The organism is Kitasatospora sp. NPDC041988 (assembly GCF_055588525.1).
In genome coordinates this window covers 1-15907 of the sequence record NZ_JBVJCO010000054.1, presented here as the reverse complement: position 1 = coordinate 15907, position 15907 = coordinate 1, and the positions used below count along the sequence as shown (strand labels likewise).

Sequence of the window (15907 nt, the reverse complement as noted above, 5' to 3'; positions counted from 1 at the left end):
CCGAGTTCCACATTGCTCACCGGTCCACGCCTCCCATCACCGGGTCGATCCCGGCCACCGCGACGATCACGTCGGCGACCTGGCCGCCCTCGCACATCGCCGCCATCGTCTGCAGATTGGTGAACGACGGATCCCGGAAGTGGACCCGGTAGGGGCGCGTCCCGCCGTCGCTGACCACGTGCACGCCCAGCTCGCCCTTGGGTGACTCGACCGCCACGTACGCCTGGCCGACCGGGACCCGGAAGCCCTCGGTGACCAGCTTGAAGTGGTGGATCAGGGCCTCCATCGACGTGCCCATGATCTTGCGGATGTGGTCGAGCGAGTTGCCCATGCCGTCCGGGCCGACGGCCAGTTGGGCCGGCCAGGCGATCTTCTTGTCGGCCACCATGACCGGGCCGGGCCGGAGCCGGTCCAGGCACTGCTCGACGATCCGCAGCGACTGGCGCATCTCCTCCAGCCGGATCAGGAAGCGGCCGTAGGAGTCGGCGCTCTCGGCGATCGCGACCTCGAAGTCGTAGTCCTCGTAGCCGCAGTACGGGTCGGTCTTGCGCAGGTCGTGCGGCAGGCCGGTGGCGCGCAGGATCGGGCCGGTGGCGCCGAGGGCCAGGCAGCCGGGCAGGTCGAGGAAGCCGACGTCGACCAGGCGGGCCTTGAACACCGGGTTGCCGGTGGCCAGCTTGTCGTACTCGTGCATCCGGGAGCGGAGCGTCTTGACCGCCTCGCGGATCTGGTCGACGGCCCCGGGCGGGAGGTCCTGGGCGAGGCCGCCGGGGCGGACGTAGGCGTGGTTCATCCGCAGGCCGGTGACCAGCTCGAAGACGTCCAGGATGAGCTCGCGGTCACGGAAGCCGTAGATCATCAGAGTGGTGGAGCCGATCTCCATGCCGCCCGTGGCCAGGCAGACCAGGTGCGAGGAGATCCGGTTGAGCTCCATCATCAGGACGCGGATGACGCTGGCCCGGTCCGGGATGTCGTCGGTGATGCCGAGCAGCTTCTCGACCGCCAGGCAGTAGGCGGTCTCGTTGAACAGCGGGGTCAGGTAGTCCATCCGCGTCACGAAGGTGGTGCCCTGGACCCAGCTGCGGAACTCCATGTTCTTCTCGATACCGGTGTGGAGATAGCCGATGCCGCAGCGGGCCTCCTTCACCGTCTCGCCGTCGATCTCCAGGATCAGCCGCAACACGCCGTGCGTGGACGGGTGCTGGGGGCCCATGTTGACGATGATGCGCTCGTCGTCCGCCCGGCCGACCGCCTCGACCACCTCGCCCCAGTCACCACCGGTGACGGTGAAGACCCGGCCCTCGGTGGTCTCGCGGGCCGCCGCGGTCTCCGCTGCCGCTTCCTTGGCCTCTCGGGCTTCCTTGGCTTCTCGGGCTTCCTCGGCCGATGATCCGGCCGCCGCTCCGGATGCTCCGGCCGCTCCGTCGGCCTTCTCGTAGTGCTGAGTACTCATCAGCTGTACGACCTCCGCTGGTCGGGTGCCGGGATCTGGGCGCCCTTGTACTCGACGGGGATGCCGCCGAGCGGGTAGTCCTTGCGCTGCGGGTGGCCCAGCCAGTCGTCCGGCATCATGATCCGGGTGAGCGCCGGGTGGCCGTCGAAGACCAGGCCGAAGAAGTCGTAGGCCTCGCGCTCGTGCCAGTCGTTGGTCGGGTAGACGCTGACCACGGACGGGATGCGCGGGTCGGCGTCCGGCGCGGTCACCTCCAGTCGGATCAGCCGGCCGTGGGTGATCGAACGCAGGTGGTAGACCGCGTGCAGCTCGCGGCCCTGGTCGCCCGGGTAGTGGACGCCACTCACCCCGAGGCAGAGCTCGAAGCGGAGCGCCGGGTCGTCGCGCAGGGTTCGGGCGGTCTTCAGCAGGTGCTCGCGGGCGACGTGGAAGGTCAGCTCGGCACGGTCGACGACGGTCTTCTCGATCACGTCCGCCGGGTCGAGGCCCTGCTCCTCCAGCGCGCCCTCCAACTCGTCCGCGACCTCGTCGAACCAGCCCCCGTACGGGCGTTGGCTCGCGGGCGGCAGGGCGATCGGGGCGGCGAGGCCGCCGAAGCCGGAGGTGTCACCGCTGCCCTTGGCGCCGAACATGCCCTGGCGCCGGCCGACCACCTCGACCGGGATCTCGCGGTGCGGCTGCTCGCGGCGCGTCTCGGGTACCTGGTCGTTCATCGCAGCTGCCCCCGCATCTCGCTCACGGGGGTGGCCTTGAGGGCCAGCGCCTCGCCCAGCTCCTCGGCCCGGCGGCGGTTCACGCCCAGCGGCTCGTGCTGGATCTTGTCGTGCAGCTTCAGGATCGCGTCCATCAGCATCTCCGGGCGGGGCGGGCAACCGGGCAGGTAGATGTCCACCGGGACGATGTGGTCGACGCCCTGCACGATCGCGTAGTTGTTGAACATCCCGCCCGAGGAGGCGCAGACGCCCATCGAGATGACCCACTTGGGGTTGGCCATCTGGTCGTACACCTGGCGCAGCACCGGGGCCATCTTCTGGCTCACCCGCCCCGCCACGATCATCAGATCGGCCTGCCGGGGGGAGCCCCGGAAGACCTCCATGCCGAACCGGGCCAGGTCGTAGCGGCCGGCTCCGGTGGTCATCATCTCGATCGCGCAGCAGGCCAGTCCGAAGGTGGCCGGGAAGAGCGACGCCTTGCGCACCCAGCCCGCGGCCGTCTCCACACTCGTGAGCAGAAAGCCGCTCGGCAGCTTCTCCTCGATTCCCATCAGATCCCTCTCAATGCCCTCGGTGCCCTCAAGTCCTGTGGTTCGTCCGCTCGTTCGGGTCGCTGCACCCGGCCGGGCTTGTCCGCCCGTTCACAAAGTCAGCGGCCGCCCCGCACTCAGTCCCACTCCAGGCCGCCGCGACGCCAGACATAGGCGTAGGCGACGAAGACGGTGGCGATGAACAGGAGCATCTCGACCAGTCCGAAGATCCCCAGGGCGTCGAAGCTCACCGCCCACGGGTAGAGGAAGACGATCTCGATGTCGAAGACGATGAAGAGCATCGCCGTCAGGTAGTACTTGATCGGGAACCGACCGCCGCCCACGGGCTGCGGGGTCGGCTCGATGCCGCACTCGTACGCCTCCAGCTTGGCCCGGTTGTAGCGCTTCGGGCCGGTCAGTGAGGCCATCACGACGGAGCCGACCGCGAACGCCGCCGCGATGGCACCGAGTACGAGGATCGGCGCGTAGGCATTCATAGCCCCCGCTCCCTCCGTCCAGTCGTCCTTGACTGCAGATCGGAACCGACGGGTCACGCTGTGGTGGACCCGCGTTCCAGTTCCCGAGATCCACCTCATGTGAGGCAGTTCACAAAGCCTGGAACGAGCGCATCCTATGCCCGTCTGCTTGTGATCTGCGACACGCAGTTCACGACGATCTTTGTGATCTACGCCACCCCTGGAATGGTGGCGAAAGTGAACATGCCCAGAGTTGTCAACGCAAAGAAGTCAAATGGTCACAACCAGTCGCATTTATCTGCGAAGCGGCTGGTCAGGGCCGCGCTTCTATATCAACTATGCTCCGCTCAGAGCAAATTTCTGGGCGACAGGTTGACGTGTTATAGCGGCTCACTCGCAGGGGTGGCGGGTCTCCGAACGCGCGCTTGACCCTTCGTTCACAAGCGCGCGAGCGGGGCGGGGGGTTGGGGAGTAAGCCAGGGGCGGGGGCAGGCCGCCGACCGGGCCGGGGGCGAGCACGGGCCGCGGGTGGGCCGGGCCGCGGGCGGGCCGGGCCGGGGGCGGGCCGGGCCGGGCCGCCAACCCGAGGCAGGGCAGGGGGCAGGGCAGGGGCGGGTGCTCAGGAACTGCTCTCCCAGACCCAGGCGGCGATACCAACGCGATTCCGGGCGCCGATCTTGCGCTGGATCGTGGCCAGGTGGTTCTTCACCGTCCCAGCGGCAATGAACAGTTGCGAGCCGATCTCCGCATTGGTCGCTCCGCCGGCGACGAGCTGGGCGATCTCCGTCTCCCTCGCGGTGAGCTCCTCAACGAATTCCGGCCGCTGCCGCTCCGGCCCGCTCTGCGCCTCCTTCCTCTCTTGTCTCTCCTGCCTCCCCTTTCTCCCCTGTTCCTGGCGCCCCTGTTCCTGGCGATCCTGCTCCTGATCCCGGTGCGACAGCTGCCGCAGCAGGCGGACGGTGACCTGCGGACTGATCAACGCATCCCCGGCGACCGCTGCCCGGACCGCCTCCGCCAGCAGCGCCGGTCCCGAACGCTTCAGCAGGAACCCGGCCGCGCCGGCCCGGATCGCCGTGTGCACGTACTCGTCCAGGTCGAAGGTGGTCACCACAACCACCCGAAACTCCCGGCCCAGCTGCCGAGTCAGCTCCAGCCCGTCCAGTCGGGGCATTCGGATGTCCGCGAGGATCACGTCCGGCCGCAGTCGATGGGCCGCCTCCACCGCCACCGCGCCGTCCTCGGCCTCGCCCACCACCTCGATGTCCGGTTGAGCGTCCAGAATGATCCGGTACGCGCCGCGGATCGCCTCGTCGTCATCGGCGAGAAGGACTCGGATGCTCATCGGCCCTCCAAGGGCAGCGTCGCGGTGACTCGCCAACCGCCGGCCTTCTCCCGCCCGGAGGCGAGCGTCCCGCCCAGGGCCTCCACCCTGGCGGCCAGCCCGGCCAGTCCGCTGCCGCCCCGACCGGCCTCTCCACCGCGAGCCTCTCCCAGGCGCGCCCCGGACGCCTGCGGAGCCCCGCCGTCGTCCCGCACCATGACCTCCAGCCTCGGGCCCTCGCGCCGCACCCGGACATCCACCACACGTGCCGCGGGTGCATGGCGGCGGACGTTGGTCAGCGCCTCGACCACGATCCGGTACGCCGTCGCCGCCACCTCCCGGGGTACGCCGACCTGCACTGCCGGGGCGTCCAGCCGCACGGTGGCCCCGCCTGACTCCGCGAACCGATCGGTGAGGGCGGTGAGTTCGGCCAGGCCCGGCTGCGGCCCCCGCTCCGGACCGTCCGTATCCTCACTGCGCAGCAGGTGGACGGTCCGGTCGAGCGAGGCCAGCGCCTGCTGCCCGGCCTTCTCTATCCGCTCGAACAGGGCCGCCGCCCGGGCCGGATCGGACGCGGCCAGCACCATGCCCGCCTGCGCCTGGGCGACCATGCCACTGACGTCGTGCGCTACGAAGTCGTGTAGATCGTGGGCGAGTTCGATTCGCTGGGCGCGACGGGCCGCCGCCACCGAGCGGCGCCTCTTCTCGTCCAGCCCGCGCAGATACAGCCCGGCCAGCACCGCCGGCAGCGCGAAGACCGAACCGAACCCGAAGAGGGTCAGCGCATCCCCCGGCCCGACGATCACCTCGAACCGGGACGGCCAGAGCGCCGCCGCGCCACCGATCGTCCAGGCCACGGCTGCCGACCGCCGCCCGTCCTCGGCGCGCAGCGCCAGCACCAACAGGAACAAGAGGGAGGCGAGTTCGAACAGACCGACCAAACCGGGCCAGCGTTGTGACTCGCCCCACTGGCCGGCGGCCCAGACACCGATAGTGGCCGCCGCCGAGACCGCACCGGCCGCACCCGCCACGACCACCACCCCGCACCGGGCCCGCACCGCCCACCCGAGCAGCACGACCACCGGTGCGACCAACGCCAGGATCTGACTCATCGTCGCCTCCTTTCCTGCGGTCAGCCTACGGACCCTGGCACCCCGCCGCCTGTGCCGATCGGCATATTTGCGCGCACCTTCTGAACAGCGAGAACAGCCCGATCGGCATCTGCCGCAGACCACAGCCGACCGCCAGGCTTGACCCATCGGATCGGCCGGTGGGGCCGAGCGAGAGGGGAGTCCACAGCCATGAGCACCGTCACCAACACCACGGCCACGGCCACGGTCACGTCCGCGACGATGGCCGGGATCACGACCGGCACCAGGACCACGACCACACCGGACCCGATGACCCGCGATGCCGGTGGTTCCCGGCCGGCCGGCACCGCCGCCTCTGTCCCGCGCTGGGCCGAGCTGGCCGCCAAGGCCACCGTCTGGACCACCGTGCCCTCCGGGCTCTGGCGGATCGCGTTCGGCCTCGGCGTCCCGGTCGGATTCAGCGGGGAGCTCGCCGCGCTGTCCGACCGGCACAACCCCGGCTGGGGCACCGCGTACGTCGTGGTGCTGAGCGCCCTGGCCGAGCTCCTGGCCTTCTTCACCGTCGGCCTGGTCCGGCCCTGGGGCGAGGTGGCGCCCGGCTGGATCCCACTGATAGGCGGCCGTACGGTCCGACCGCTCGCCGCGATCGTCCCGGCCGCCCTCGGCTCCGCGATCCTGACCTGGCTCGGCATGGCGGCTCTGTTCGGCGGCTGGAGCAGCAATATGAGCTCGCCCGACTCCCCGCACGGCTTGGCCGGCCTCGTCATGACGCTCTGCTACCTGCCACTGGTCGCCTGGGGTCCGCTCCTCGCGCTCGTCACCTTCGCCTACGCCCGCCGCACCCTGGGGCGTCGATGAGGAGGGCGCCCTGTCACGCCGAAGCCGGGGTCGGGGCAGGCTCCGCCTCCGCGTCGGCCTCCGCCGTCCGCGCCGCAGCCCGGGCCGGGGCGACGTTGGTACGGCGACCCCATTCGGTGGCGACGAGGACGAGGGCACCCCCCAGGAGCGCGAGCGGGCCGAGGTGGTTGTCGGCGAGGGTGATACCGAAGACGGCGGCCCAGAGCGGCTCGGTGCCGAGCAGCAGGCTGACCTTGGACGGCGAGGTGGTGCGGACGGCCCACATCTGCACGAAGAAGGCGAACATCGTGCAGAGCAGGGCCAGGTGCAGCAGCCAGGCCCACTGGGCGGGCCCGTACGCGGCGGCGACCGTCCACGGCAGCGGGCCGGCGAACGGCGCGACGATGGCGAACACGAGCGTCGCGGTCGCGAGTTGGACCCAGGTGAGGGCCAGCGAGTCGGTGTGGCGGATGGGCCGGAGCCGAGCCATCATCAGCACGTGCACGGTCCGCACCACCGCGGCACCGAGCACCAGGAGGTCGCCCAGCGACGGCGCCTTGAGCCCACCGCTCCCGGTGAGCAGGGTGACCCCCACCACCGCCAGCCCGGCTGCGGCGAGAAAGGCCCGCGGCAGCGACGTCCGGGCAAGAGCGCTCTCCGCGAGAGGAGTGAAGACCATGGTGAGGCTGATGATCAGACCGGCATTGGTGGCCGAGGTGTGCACCGCGCCGTAGGTCTCCAGCAGAAAGACACCCCCGAGTACCAGCCCCAGAACGGCGCCACCCAGCCACTCGGCCCGGCCCATCCTCCGCAGCCCCCGCCACGCGGCCAGCCCCAGCACCGGCAGTACCAGGCCGAACCTCAGCACCAGCATCGCCACCACCGTCCCCGGATCGGCCACCCGCTGCACGGCCAGAAAGCTCGACCCCCACACCACCGCAACCAGCAGTACGGGCACATCACGAAGGAAGGACGGCGAACCACGCATGAACAGGAACCCTCCGGAGCGAACGGAACCAACAAGGAGATTCCCGTACGACATCGGACGGATCTCGGGCCAGAACAGGCCCCCACCAAGGGCCGCCATCCTCGCGCACCCGACGGACGGCGATCAACGGCTTTCGGTCCCCGCCCGTCGCGACACCCGTGCGCCCCCGACTCCTGGTGCCCCTGACTCCAGCCGCTGTCCCGGTCCCCGCCCCACGTCCCTCTCCCAGGTCCCCCTTCCCCGTCCCGCGTCCTCAGGGGGCGAGCAGAGCGTGGGCTGCGGCGATGGCCTCGATGTCGGCGGGCGTGCCGGACATGATGGCGCGGACGTGTTCGGTGACGAGTTCGACGGGCCAGTCCCACCAGGCGGCGCGCAGCAGGCGGTCGACGTCCGCCTCGTCGAAGCGGCGCCGGATCGGGCGGGCCGGGTTGCCACCGACGGCGGTGTACGGCTCGACGTCGGCGGTGACCACGGCTCCGGCGGCGATGATCGCACCGTCGCCGATCCGGACGCCTGGCAGCACGGTGGCGCCGTATCCGAACCAGACGTCGTTGCCGACCACGGTGTCGCCCCGGCTCGGGAGGCCGGTGACGATGTCGAGGGTCCGCTCGGTCCAACTGCCACCAAACATCGTGAACGGAAAGGTGGAGACTCCGACGGTGGGGTGGGCGGCGCCGGCCATCAGGAAGCGGGTACCGGTGGCGATCGCGCAGTACTTGCCGATCACCAACTGCTCGGGCCCGTACGCGTAGAGGACGTTGCGCTCCTCGAAGCAGGTGGCACCGTCCGGGTCGTCGAAGTAGGTGTACTCGCCGACCTGGATGCGCGGGTCGGTGACCAGCGGGCGCAGCAGGACGACGCGGTCGTGCCCGGCGAGCGGGTGGAGCACGGTGTGGTCGGGGATGGCGGCAGTCATAGAACTCCTCGGCAACTCGATGAGCCTCTCGAAATGCGACTTCAGTCGCATTAAGCTGAGGATGGCATGGCGGAACCGCCACGGCAAGCGTTAACGCGACTGGAGTCGACTTTGAACGAGGAAGCCCGAACCCCCATCCCTCGCCCGGGCGGGCGCAGCTCCCGGGTCCGCGCGAACGTCGTCGCCGCGACGCTCGCCGAGGTCACCGAGAAGGGGTACGACGGGCTGACCGTCGATGCGGTCGCGGCACGCTCCGGGGTCCACAAGGCCACCCTGTACCGCCGATGGAACGGGGTGGACGGCCTGGTCGCGGACGCACTCACCGCCTCCGCCGACCAGCCGTGGCCAGTCCCCGACACCGGTGACCTCGCCGGCGACCTACGGAGGATCACCCATGAGGTCTTCGCCGTCTTCACCGACCCCGAACTAGGCCCGACGCCGACCGCGCTGATCACCGCGGCCCAGCGCTCCGACGTCGGCGCAGCCGCCCTGCGCGCCTTCTTCGCCGCGCGCCATCGGCAGGCCGCCGAGGCGGCCGAACGCGCCGTCGAGCGCGGCGAGCTGCCCGCCGGCACCGACGGCACCGAGGTCGTCCGGGCGGCCACCGCCCCGCTCTACTACCGCCTGTTCGTCACCGGCGAGCCGCTGGACGCCCGCACCGCCGAGCGGGCCGCCGACGCCGCAACCCTCGCCGCCCGCGCCGGCCTGTTCACCACAGACGCCGATTGACCCCGAGTCGCCCGCCCGCGAAGCGCAACAGCGCCCACCCCACACGCGCCCACCTCACAGGCACCCGCCCGCAGGCGTCCACCCCACAGGACCCTCAGGCGCCCACCCACACGCCCACACCACGCTGCACGCCCCGCGCCGCACGCCCCCGGCGTCTACCGCATCCACCCTCGGGCGTGGATGATGTCGCCATGACAACACCGCCGTCCACCATCCCCCGGAAGGCTCGTCACGTGAAGCGCAAACACTGGGCGTTGTTCGCCGCTGCCACCGTCCTCCCGCTGGTCGCGACCACCGGCACCGCCGTCGCGGACACCCCGCCGGTCCCGGCGCCGGCCACGCCCACCGCCACCACCTGCACGTACACCCCGGCCGTGCCCGCCGACAACTTCAAGGGCATCCCGGTCTTCGACGCGAAGAAGGCTGCCAAGCCCTACAGTGCGACGCTGAAGACCAGCCAGGGCGCGATCACCTTCCAGGCCCTGACCGCCGAGGCGCCCTGCACCACCTTTTCGTTCCGCTTCCTCGCCGAGCACGACTACTTCGACCGCAGCCACTGCCACCGCCTCACCACCCAGCGGATCTTCGTCCTGCAGTGCGGAGACCCGACCGGCACCGGCAGCGGCGGCCCGGGCTACTCCTTTCCGGACGAGAAACTGACGGGGGCCACCTACCCCGCCGGCACCGTGGCCATGGCCAATGCGGGTCCGAACACCAACGGCAGCCAGTTCTTCTTCGTCTGGAAGGACACCAAGCTCTCCCCCGCCTACACCCCGTTCGGGCGGATCACCGCAGGCCTCGACGTACTCCAGAAGATCGCGGCCGGCGGCGAGGACGACCAGAACAACCCCGGCGACGGCTTCCCCACTCTCCCGGTGAACATCCGCAACGTGAAGATCAGCTCCCGCTGAACCGAGCCGCCGGGCAACCGCTCCACCGCTCCACCGCTGCCAGGCTCCCGTACGGTGGTCAGCGTCACCGAAGCCGTACGGGAGCCGCGCACATGGACAGCAGGATCTGGGAGAGCGTCGACCACCTGGTCGCCTGGCTGGACGACGAGAGCCGGCTCTCCACCCAGGACGAGCGCCTGCTCCGCATCCTCAAGGTCTCCGAGGAGGTCGGCGAGGTCGGCGCCGCGGTGATCGGGGCCACCGGGCAGAACCCCCGCAAGGGCGTCACCCACACCTGGGAGGACGTCCAGCACGAGCTCTGCGACGTCGTCTTCTCAGCCCTCGTCGCCCTCCGCACCCTCACCCCGGATGCCGCCCAGGTCTTCGCCGACCGCCTCACCTACGTGGAACAACGCTCCGCCGCCAGCCGCCCGCAGTGATCCCGGCGGTCACGTCGCCGTAGCCCGCGGTCCCCCCACGCTCCCACCCCGCACGCCCCACAGACCCCACGCCCCACCCCCACCACGCCCACGCCCAGGCCCCACCCACGCCCACACCCAGGCCCCACCCACGCAACGACTGCGCAGCCGGGGATCTGAGTACCTCTACGGATGGTTCACCTCGCTCCGTCTCCGTAGGGTCGTCAGCGGCAGCGGACGATTCCCCGGGGGGAGCATCGGATGGCCAAGGCCGGCGGGTGGATCGGCGAAGCGGTGCCCGCAGTGCAGCGGCGACCAAGGGCCCGCCGGGCGGTGGCCGGGGGGCTCGGGCTCTGTCTGGTGTTCACCGTCGTCGCGGTCGGATGGATCGGGTACGCGACGGTGACGACTTTACGACCGCCCGAGACCGACGCCGACCGGGCCGAGAAGCTGGCAACCCTGTACTACAAGCAGCACCCGGGCAAGGGGCGGTACTACGTCCCGGTGGAGGCCGTGTTCGGCCGGCTGCCGGACGGCACGCGGGCGGCCTACCTCCACTACCAGGTGCGCGCCGGCATGGACTCCAGCGTGGACGACTTCCTCCGCGTCTACGACCTGCCGCAACTCGGTGCCCCGGCCTCGCTGCCGGACGACCTGCGGGCGGCTTTCCCCGGCAATGAGCCGGCCGAGGCCCCCTTGGTGCGGCAGACGGGCGCGGACAGCCGGCAGATCTTCGTCGCCGCCGCGGAGACCGGCTCCCCCGGTGGCGCCGACATCTACGTGCGCGCCACCGGCTGAACCGCCCCTGCCCTCGCACGCACAGACAAGGGAGCAGGGGCGTCAGCCGTCAGTCAGCAGGCGCCAAGCCTCACGCGCCAGACATCAGGCCCCAGACATCAGGCCTCAGTCATCACGCGCCAAACGTCACGCGCCAAACGTCACGCGCCAGGCATCACACGCCAAGCCTCAGGCGTCAGGCGTTCGGGGCGACCTTCGCGAGGCCATTGATGATGCGGTCCATGGCGTCGCCGCCCTGCGGGTCGGTCAGGTTGGCGAGCATCTTGAGGACGAACTTCATCAGGATCGGGTGGGTCAGGCCGCGCTGGGTGGCGAGCTGCATGACCTTGGGGTTGCCGATGAGCTTCACGAAGGCGCGGCCCATCGTGTAGTACCCGCCGTAGACGTCCTTGAGGATGCGCGGGTAGGCCTGGAGGGCGCGCTCGCGGCCGGCGTCGGTGACGCGGGCGTTGGCCTGGACGATGACGCCGGCGGCGATCTGCCCGGATTCCATCGCGTAGGCGATGCCCTCGCCGTTGAACGGGTTGACCATGCCGCCGGCGTCGCCGACGAGCAGCAGGCCGCGGGTGTAGTGCGGCTGCCGGTTGAAGGCCATCGGCAGAGCGGCGCCGCGGATCGGGTCGGTCATGTTCTCGGGGGTGTAGCCCCACTCCTCCGGCATGCTCGCGCACCAGGCCTTGAGCACCTCGCGCCAGTCCAGCTCGCCGAAGGCGGGCGAGGAGTTGAGGATGCCGAGGCCCACGTTGGAGGTGCCGTCGCCCATGCCGAAGATCCAGCCGTAGCCGGGCAGCAGCTTGCGCTCGCCACCGCGGGTGTCCCACAGCTCCAGCCAGGATTCGAGGTAGTCGTCGCCGTGGCGCGGGGAGTTGAAGTACGTCCGGTAGGCGACGCCCATCGGGCGGTCCTCGCGGCGGTGCAGGCCCATGGCGAGCGAGAGCCGGGTGGAGTTGCCGTCGGCGGCGACGACCAGCGGAGCGCGGAAGGTCACCGCCCGCTTCTCCTCGCCGAGCCGGGCGGTGACGCCGACGATCCGGCCGGTGCGGTCGTCCAGCACCGGGCCGCTGACGTTGCACCGCTCGTACAGGCGGGCGCCCGCCTTCTCGGCCTGACGGGCGAGCAGCTCGTCGAAGTCGGCGCGCTTGCGCACCAGGCCGTAGTCGGGGAAGGCGGACAGCTCCGGCCAGTCGAGCTCCAGCCGGACGCCGCCGCCGATGATCCGCAGGCCCTTGTTGTGCAGCCAGCCGTTGTCGGTCGACACGTCGATGCCCATGTCGACCAGCTGCTTGGTGGCGCGCGGAGTCAGGCCGTCGCCGCAGACCTTCTCCCGCGGGAAGGAGGTCTTCTCCAGCAGCAGCACGTCGAGCCCGGCCTGGGCCAGGTAGTACGCGGTGGTGGAGCCGGCCGGGCCCGCGCCGACCACGATGACGTCCGCGGTGCTCTCCACGGGGCTGTCCGGCTTCGTCAGGTCGGCTGCGGTCTCGGACACGGTGGGCACTCTCCTGGAGCTGCGGCTGGGGGACGGCGGCTGTCCCGGGCAGTCTAGTTGCCGTCCTCGGGGCCGGATCCGACGGCGGCACCCGCCACGAACGGACGGCCGGACATCGGGACCGCACCTCCCGGCAGCGAACCCGCACCTCCCGGCAGCGAACCCGCACCTCCCGGCAGCGAACCCGCACCTCCCGGCCTCGAACCCGCACCTCCCGGCCTCGAACCCGCCCCGGCGCCGATCGCGAAGGTGGCCCGGAAGCCGCCCAGCGGGGGCACCCGCACCGGCCCGAAGGCGACGGTGGTGTGGGCGAGCACCGATCCGATGACCGCGCTGGCGAAGGAGGTGCCGATCGAGCACATCAGCGCGTTGAACCCGTTGGCGGCGGCAGGGCCGACGAGGCGCTCATCGAGGACCGCCGTCGCCACCAGGACGGACTCGACCGGGTGCTCAAGGACTGGTCGGAGGGCGAGGTGGCCGAGCCGGCCAAGGCCCTGACCCGGCTCAACCGCTCGATCGAGGACCTGTAGGGCGTGGTCTGGCCGCGCGCCTGACCCGCACGGCCCCGGCCGACCCACCCCGCACGGCCCCGGCCCACAGCAACGCCGGGACGGGCTCCCCTACGAACCTACGAAGCCGACGAACCTGCAGGCCGACGAACCTACGAGACCTTGTACGCCCGGTGCAGCGCGACGATCCCGCCGGTCAGGTTGCGCCAGGCCACCTTGGACCAGCCGGCCTCCTGGAGCTTCGCGGCCAGCTCGGGCTGGTCCGGCCAGGCACGGATCGACTCGGCGAGGTAGACGTACGCGTCCGGGTTGCTGCTGACCGCGGTGGCGACCGGCGGCAGTGCCCGCATCAGGTACTCGGTGTAGACCGTGCGGAACGGCGTCCAGGTCGGCGTGGAGAACTCGCAGATCACCAGCTTGCCGCCGGGCTTGGTGACGCGGAACATCTCGCTCAGCGCGGCGTCGGTGTCATGGACGTTGCGCAGCGCGAAGGAGATCGTCACCGCGTCGAAGGTGTCGTCCGCGAACGGCAGGCTGGTGGCGTCCCCGGCGGTGAGCGGCAGCTCGGGGTGGCGGCGCTTGCCTTCGGCGAGCATGCCGACCGAGAAGTCGCACGGGACGACCTTGGCCCCGGCCTCGACGAAGGGCAGCGAGGAGGTGCCGGTGCCGGCTCCGAGGTCGAGCACGAAGTCCCCCGGTCCGGCGGCCACCGCCTCGGCCACCGCCCGGCGCCAGGCGCGGGCCTGGCCGAGGGAGATCACGTCGTTGGTGCGGTCGTACTTGGCCGCGACGTCGTCGAACATGGCGGCGACTTCGTGCGGCTGCTTGTCCAGAGAGGCTCGGGTCACGCCCCCATTGTTCACCCTGGCGCCGACGACCCGGGCAAGGGGGCACGCCGCCCGCCACGGAGGGGCCCGGAACCGGCCTCAGTGGAAGCCGCGCCACCCGCCCGAACGGCGCTTGCGACGCGAGCGCTTGCCCTGAGTTATCGCGGGCATCCCGTCCGGCAGCGCGCCCGCGGCGAGAGCGACGGTGGTGGCGAGCCGGCCCTGGCCGGACCGGATGGCGACCGCCCGGCGGTGCCGGCGGATCCGCAGCACGCAGACGAGGAAGAGCAGCCCGGCCACCGGCACGCTGATCCGGGCCAGCCCGATGCCGACCGGCTGCGGGTAGGTGTCGCCGCAGATCCGGACCGCGCCCGGGTCGTCGGCGGCGTGCTCCAGGCAGATCGCGTCGCCGACCTTGGTGCCGTCGGCCAGCGGCAGTGCGGCCGCGGTGCGCGGCTGGCCGGCGGCCCGGTAGCTGACGGTGGAGTACGAACCGCCGCCGGTGGGCAGCTGGGTGACGACGCCGTCCACTCTCACCGGGTGCGCGCCGATCCGGTCGGCCTGCTCGGTCTGACGCCAACCGAGCAGGCACATGCCGACGGCCAGCACGGCGCTGAGCACGGCGGTGAGGTACCAACCACGGCCCAACCGCGGGGAACGCGGCGGGGGGACGGTCGCGGATCGCATGGTTCCTGTCCTGGCTTGCCTTCAGGGCCTGGGACGGGGCCCCGCCACCCGCGGGGGCGGGCGGTGTGTGGTGAGGGTGCGGAGTGAGCTGTCCGGGATCGTATCCGCTGGCGGGCCCTCAGGTCACGGCGAAGGGTGAATCAGACGACATGGCCGAACGCCGAGTTCGGCGGCACACGAAGGAAGTCCCGTATGCGACACGGGATTCCGGCTACCCGCAGGTAGCCGGCAATCAGTGCCCCCATTACTCGGCACCCACCGACGCTCAGCGCCGCCGGTGGACCAGCCGCCCGGCCAGCACCGTGGCCAGGCAGCCGCCAGGACGCGGCTCGCCCTCGCCGACGGCCGCCGCGCTCGTGAGCAGCGCGAACACCGCGAAGTCGGCCGGCCCGTCCACCGCCAGCCGGCCGTGCACCGCCGCGGCGAGCGGCAGCACGGCGAGCGGATCCAGCGGCCCCTCCGCACCCCCGGAGCCCCCGCACCCCCGGAGCCCGTGGAGCCCGTGGAGCCAGAAGAATCGGCAGGGCCCACGGACCCCGGAGAGCCGGGCAGCGCCGTCAGCCCCGAGCGGGCCACCGCCGTCCGCACCGAGGCGCGCTCGAACGGCCCGGCCACCGCGGTCACCCCGCACCCGAGCATCCGCTGCAGCCCGCGCCGGGCGCTCGCACCACAACGCGCCTCATCCGTCTCCTCGGACAGCCCCCCGAACACGGGCGCGTCCCCGACCCCCTCGCGCGGGTCCGGGTGGTACGCACGCTCCAGCAGCCAGTGCCCGTACGGGTTGCGCAGGCCGGGCGTGAGCAGGGCGTCGCCCCAGTCCCGCAGCCGCGCCCCGGGGTGGGCGGCGGCCAGCCCGTCGTACGGGCCGAGGGCGGCGATCCGCCCGTCGCGCACCAGCACCGCCCCGTCGGAGAACGACGGGGCGGTGGGATCGGCCGGATCGGGCAGCACGAGGGCCGCCCGGTGCAGGGTCAACATGGCAGCAAGGTCACCACGGCAGCGAGGTCATCATGGCGGCGGGGTCGACACAATGCAGGGTCGGCGCAACGCGGGTCGGCGCAACGCGGGGCCGACACAGCGGCCCGGGTCGGCACAGCGGCCTGGGTCAACACAGCCGGACAGCCTCAGCCGTTGTTGAGGATCTTCAGCTCGGGGTGTGCGGTGCCGCCCTCGATCGCGGTGGAGGCGATGTGCGAGGCGACCCGCGGGTCGACCGGGTCGTTGGCCGGGTCGTCCA

Annotated in this window: 18 protein-coding genes and 1 pseudogene; 5 read left to right on the top strand and 14 right to left on the bottom strand. The window is 71.4% G+C overall.

All coding sequences use genetic code 11. The features are described 5' to 3' along the window. Nucleotides 1-16: 16 nt before the first annotated feature. From ACZ6NC_RS35805 to ACZ6NC_RS35780, 6 genes are all read right to left on the bottom strand, one after another. Entirely contained in the window at nucleotides 17-1453 is a 1437-nt protein-coding gene (locus ACZ6NC_RS35805) for an NADH-quinone oxidoreductase subunit D (protein WP_465738052.1), read from the bottom strand. Next, complete coding sequence (locus ACZ6NC_RS35800) at nucleotides 1453-2166, bottom strand: NADH-quinone oxidoreductase subunit C (RefSeq protein ID WP_465738051.1); 714 nt, start codon at nucleotides 2164-2166, stop codon at nucleotides 1453-1455. The genes ACZ6NC_RS35805 and ACZ6NC_RS35800 overlap by 1 nt, the downstream gene beginning before the upstream one ends. Beyond that, entirely contained in the window at nucleotides 2163-2717 is a 555-nt protein-coding gene (locus tag ACZ6NC_RS35795; RefSeq protein WP_405361061.1) for a NuoB/complex I 20 kDa subunit family protein, read from the bottom strand. Before ACZ6NC_RS35795 ends, ACZ6NC_RS35800 begins: the two co-directional genes overlap by 4 nt. Nucleotides 2718-2833: 116 nt before the next feature. Further along, nucleotides 2834-3193 (bottom strand): NADH-quinone oxidoreductase subunit A, encoded by a 360-nt coding sequence (locus ACZ6NC_RS35790; protein ID WP_014137597.1) that lies wholly within the window; start codon nucleotides 3191-3193, stop codon nucleotides 2834-2836. A gap of 598 nt (nucleotides 3194-3791) precedes the next feature. Further along, nucleotides 3792-4514: a response regulator gene (locus ACZ6NC_RS35785; RefSeq protein ID WP_465738050.1), complete on the bottom strand. Its 723-nt coding sequence runs from the start codon at nucleotides 4512-4514 to the stop codon at nucleotides 3792-3794. Next, nucleotides 4511-5605, bottom strand: coding sequence for a sensor histidine kinase (locus ACZ6NC_RS35780; protein WP_465738049.1), 1095 nt, complete (start codon nucleotides 5603-5605; stop codon nucleotides 4511-4513). Before ACZ6NC_RS35780 ends, ACZ6NC_RS35785 begins: the two co-directional genes overlap by 4 nt. A gap of 189 nt (nucleotides 5606-5794) precedes the next feature. On the opposite strand from ACZ6NC_RS35780, the gene ACZ6NC_RS35775 reads away from it, so the two are divergent. Next, nucleotides 5795-6442 carry a hypothetical protein gene (locus ACZ6NC_RS35775; RefSeq protein WP_465738048.1) on the top strand — a complete coding sequence of 216 codons (648 nt, stop codon included), beginning with the start codon at nucleotides 5795-5797 and terminating at the stop codon, nucleotides 6440-6442. A 13-nt stretch (nucleotides 6443-6455) separates the two neighbouring features. Here the strand turns inward: ACZ6NC_RS35775 and ACZ6NC_RS35770 are convergent, their stop codons facing one another. Together ACZ6NC_RS35770 and ACZ6NC_RS35765 are read right to left on the bottom strand one after the other, a co-directional pair. Continuing rightward, entirely contained in the window at nucleotides 6456-7409 is a 954-nt protein-coding gene (locus ACZ6NC_RS35770) for a DMT family transporter (protein ID WP_465738047.1), read from the bottom strand. A 253-nt stretch (nucleotides 7410-7662) separates the two neighbouring features. Then, nucleotides 7663-8325, bottom strand: coding sequence for a CatB-related O-acetyltransferase (locus tag ACZ6NC_RS35765; RefSeq protein ID WP_465738046.1), 663 nt, complete (start codon nucleotides 8323-8325; stop codon nucleotides 7663-7665). Between the two features lie 111 nt (nucleotides 8326-8436). On the opposite strand from ACZ6NC_RS35765, the gene ACZ6NC_RS35760 reads away from it, so the two are divergent. From ACZ6NC_RS35760 to ACZ6NC_RS35745, 4 genes are all read left to right on the top strand, one after another. Next, nucleotides 8437-9054 carry a TetR/AcrR family transcriptional regulator gene (locus ACZ6NC_RS35760; protein WP_465738045.1) on the top strand — a complete coding sequence of 206 codons (618 nt, stop codon included), beginning with the start codon at nucleotides 8437-8439 and terminating at the stop codon, nucleotides 9052-9054. 233 nt (nucleotides 9055-9287) lie between these two features. Beyond that, nucleotides 9288-9965: a peptidylprolyl isomerase gene (locus tag ACZ6NC_RS35755; protein WP_465738044.1), complete on the top strand. Its 678-nt coding sequence runs from the start codon at nucleotides 9288-9290 to the stop codon at nucleotides 9963-9965. Between the two features lie 92 nt (nucleotides 9966-10057). Further along, entirely contained in the window at nucleotides 10058-10384 is a 327-nt protein-coding gene (locus tag ACZ6NC_RS35750) for a MazG-like family protein (protein WP_465738043.1), read from the top strand. Nucleotides 10385-10624: 240 nt separating this feature from the next. Then, nucleotides 10625-11161 carry a hypothetical protein gene (locus tag ACZ6NC_RS35745; protein WP_465738042.1) on the top strand — a complete coding sequence of 179 codons (537 nt, stop codon included), beginning with the start codon at nucleotides 10625-10627 and terminating at the stop codon, nucleotides 11159-11161. Between the two features lie 175 nt (nucleotides 11162-11336). On the opposite strand, the gene ACZ6NC_RS35740 is transcribed toward ACZ6NC_RS35745, so the two are convergent. The 6 genes and pseudogenes from ACZ6NC_RS35740 to ACZ6NC_RS35715 form a co-directional block, all read right to left on the bottom strand. Beyond that, on the bottom strand, nucleotides 11337-12647 hold the full coding sequence (locus ACZ6NC_RS35740) for a geranylgeranyl reductase family protein (RefSeq protein ID WP_465738041.1): 1311 nt from the start codon (nucleotides 12645-12647) through the stop codon (nucleotides 11337-11339). 53 nt (nucleotides 12648-12700) lie between these two features. Continuing rightward, nucleotides 12701-13075 carry a hypothetical protein gene (locus ACZ6NC_RS35735; protein ID WP_465738040.1) on the bottom strand — a complete coding sequence of 125 codons (375 nt, stop codon included), beginning with the start codon at nucleotides 13073-13075 and terminating at the stop codon, nucleotides 12701-12703. 233 nt (nucleotides 13076-13308) lie between these two features. Next, a complete protein-coding gene (locus tag ACZ6NC_RS35730) occupies nucleotides 13309-14004 on the bottom strand; it encodes a demethylmenaquinone methyltransferase (protein WP_465738039.1) in 696 nt (231 codons plus the stop codon). A 78-nt stretch (nucleotides 14005-14082) separates the two neighbouring features. Further along, nucleotides 14083-14670 (bottom strand): hypothetical protein, encoded by a 588-nt coding sequence (locus ACZ6NC_RS35725; RefSeq protein ID WP_465738038.1) that lies wholly within the window; start codon nucleotides 14668-14670, stop codon nucleotides 14083-14085. Nucleotides 14671-14935: 265 nt separating this feature from the next. Beyond that, nucleotides 14936-15106 carry a hypothetical protein gene (locus tag ACZ6NC_RS35720; protein ID WP_465738097.1) on the bottom strand — a complete coding sequence of 57 codons (171 nt, stop codon included), beginning with the start codon at nucleotides 15104-15106 and terminating at the stop codon, nucleotides 14936-14938. A gap of 428 nt (nucleotides 15107-15534) precedes the next feature. Next, nucleotides 15535-15648, bottom strand: a pseudogene (locus ACZ6NC_RS35715) (hypothetical protein); the annotation flags it as partial. Nucleotides 15649-15907 lie beyond the last annotated feature (259 nt).

Bases quoted from the DNA above. Each gene is read 5' to 3' on its own strand.
- ACZ6NC_RS35805 (WP_465738052.1), bottom strand. From the start codon at position 1,453: ATGAGTACTCAGCACTACGAGAAGGCCGACGGAGCGGCCGGAGCATCC.
- ACZ6NC_RS35785 (WP_465738050.1), bottom strand. From the start codon at position 4,514: ATGAGCATCCGAGTCCTTCTCGCCGATGACGACGAGGCGATCCGCGGC.
- ACZ6NC_RS35800 (WP_465738051.1), bottom strand. From the start codon at position 2,166: ATGAACGACCAGGTACCCGAGACGCGCCGCGAGCAGCCGCACCGCGAG.
- ACZ6NC_RS35745 (WP_465738042.1), top strand. From the start codon at position 10,625: ATGGCCAAGGCCGGCGGGTGGATCGGCGAAGCGGTGCCCGCAGTGCAG.
- ACZ6NC_RS35780 (WP_465738049.1), bottom strand. From the start codon at position 5,605: ATGAGTCAGATCCTGGCGTTGGTCGCACCGGTGGTCGTGCTGCTCGGG.
- ACZ6NC_RS35770 (WP_465738047.1), bottom strand. From the start codon at position 7,409: ATGCGTGGTTCGCCGTCCTTCCTTCGTGATGTGCCCGTACTGCTGGTT.
- ACZ6NC_RS35765 (WP_465738046.1), bottom strand. From the start codon at position 8,325: ATGACTGCCGCCATCCCCGACCACACCGTGCTCCACCCGCTCGCCGGG.
- ACZ6NC_RS35775 (WP_465738048.1), top strand. From the start codon at position 5,795: ATGAGCACCGTCACCAACACCACGGCCACGGCCACGGTCACGTCCGCG.
- ACZ6NC_RS35790 (WP_014137597.1), bottom strand. From the start codon at position 3,193: ATGAATGCCTACGCGCCGATCCTCGTACTCGGTGCCATCGCGGCGGCG.
- ACZ6NC_RS35795 (WP_405361061.1), bottom strand. From the start codon at position 2,717: ATGGGAATCGAGGAGAAGCTGCCGAGCGGCTTTCTGCTCACGAGTGTG.
- ACZ6NC_RS35725 (WP_465738038.1), bottom strand. From the start codon at position 14,670: ATGCGATCCGCGACCGTCCCCCCGCCGCGTTCCCCGCGGTTGGGCCGT.
- ACZ6NC_RS35750 (WP_465738043.1), top strand. From the start codon at position 10,058: ATGGACAGCAGGATCTGGGAGAGCGTCGACCACCTGGTCGCCTGGCTG.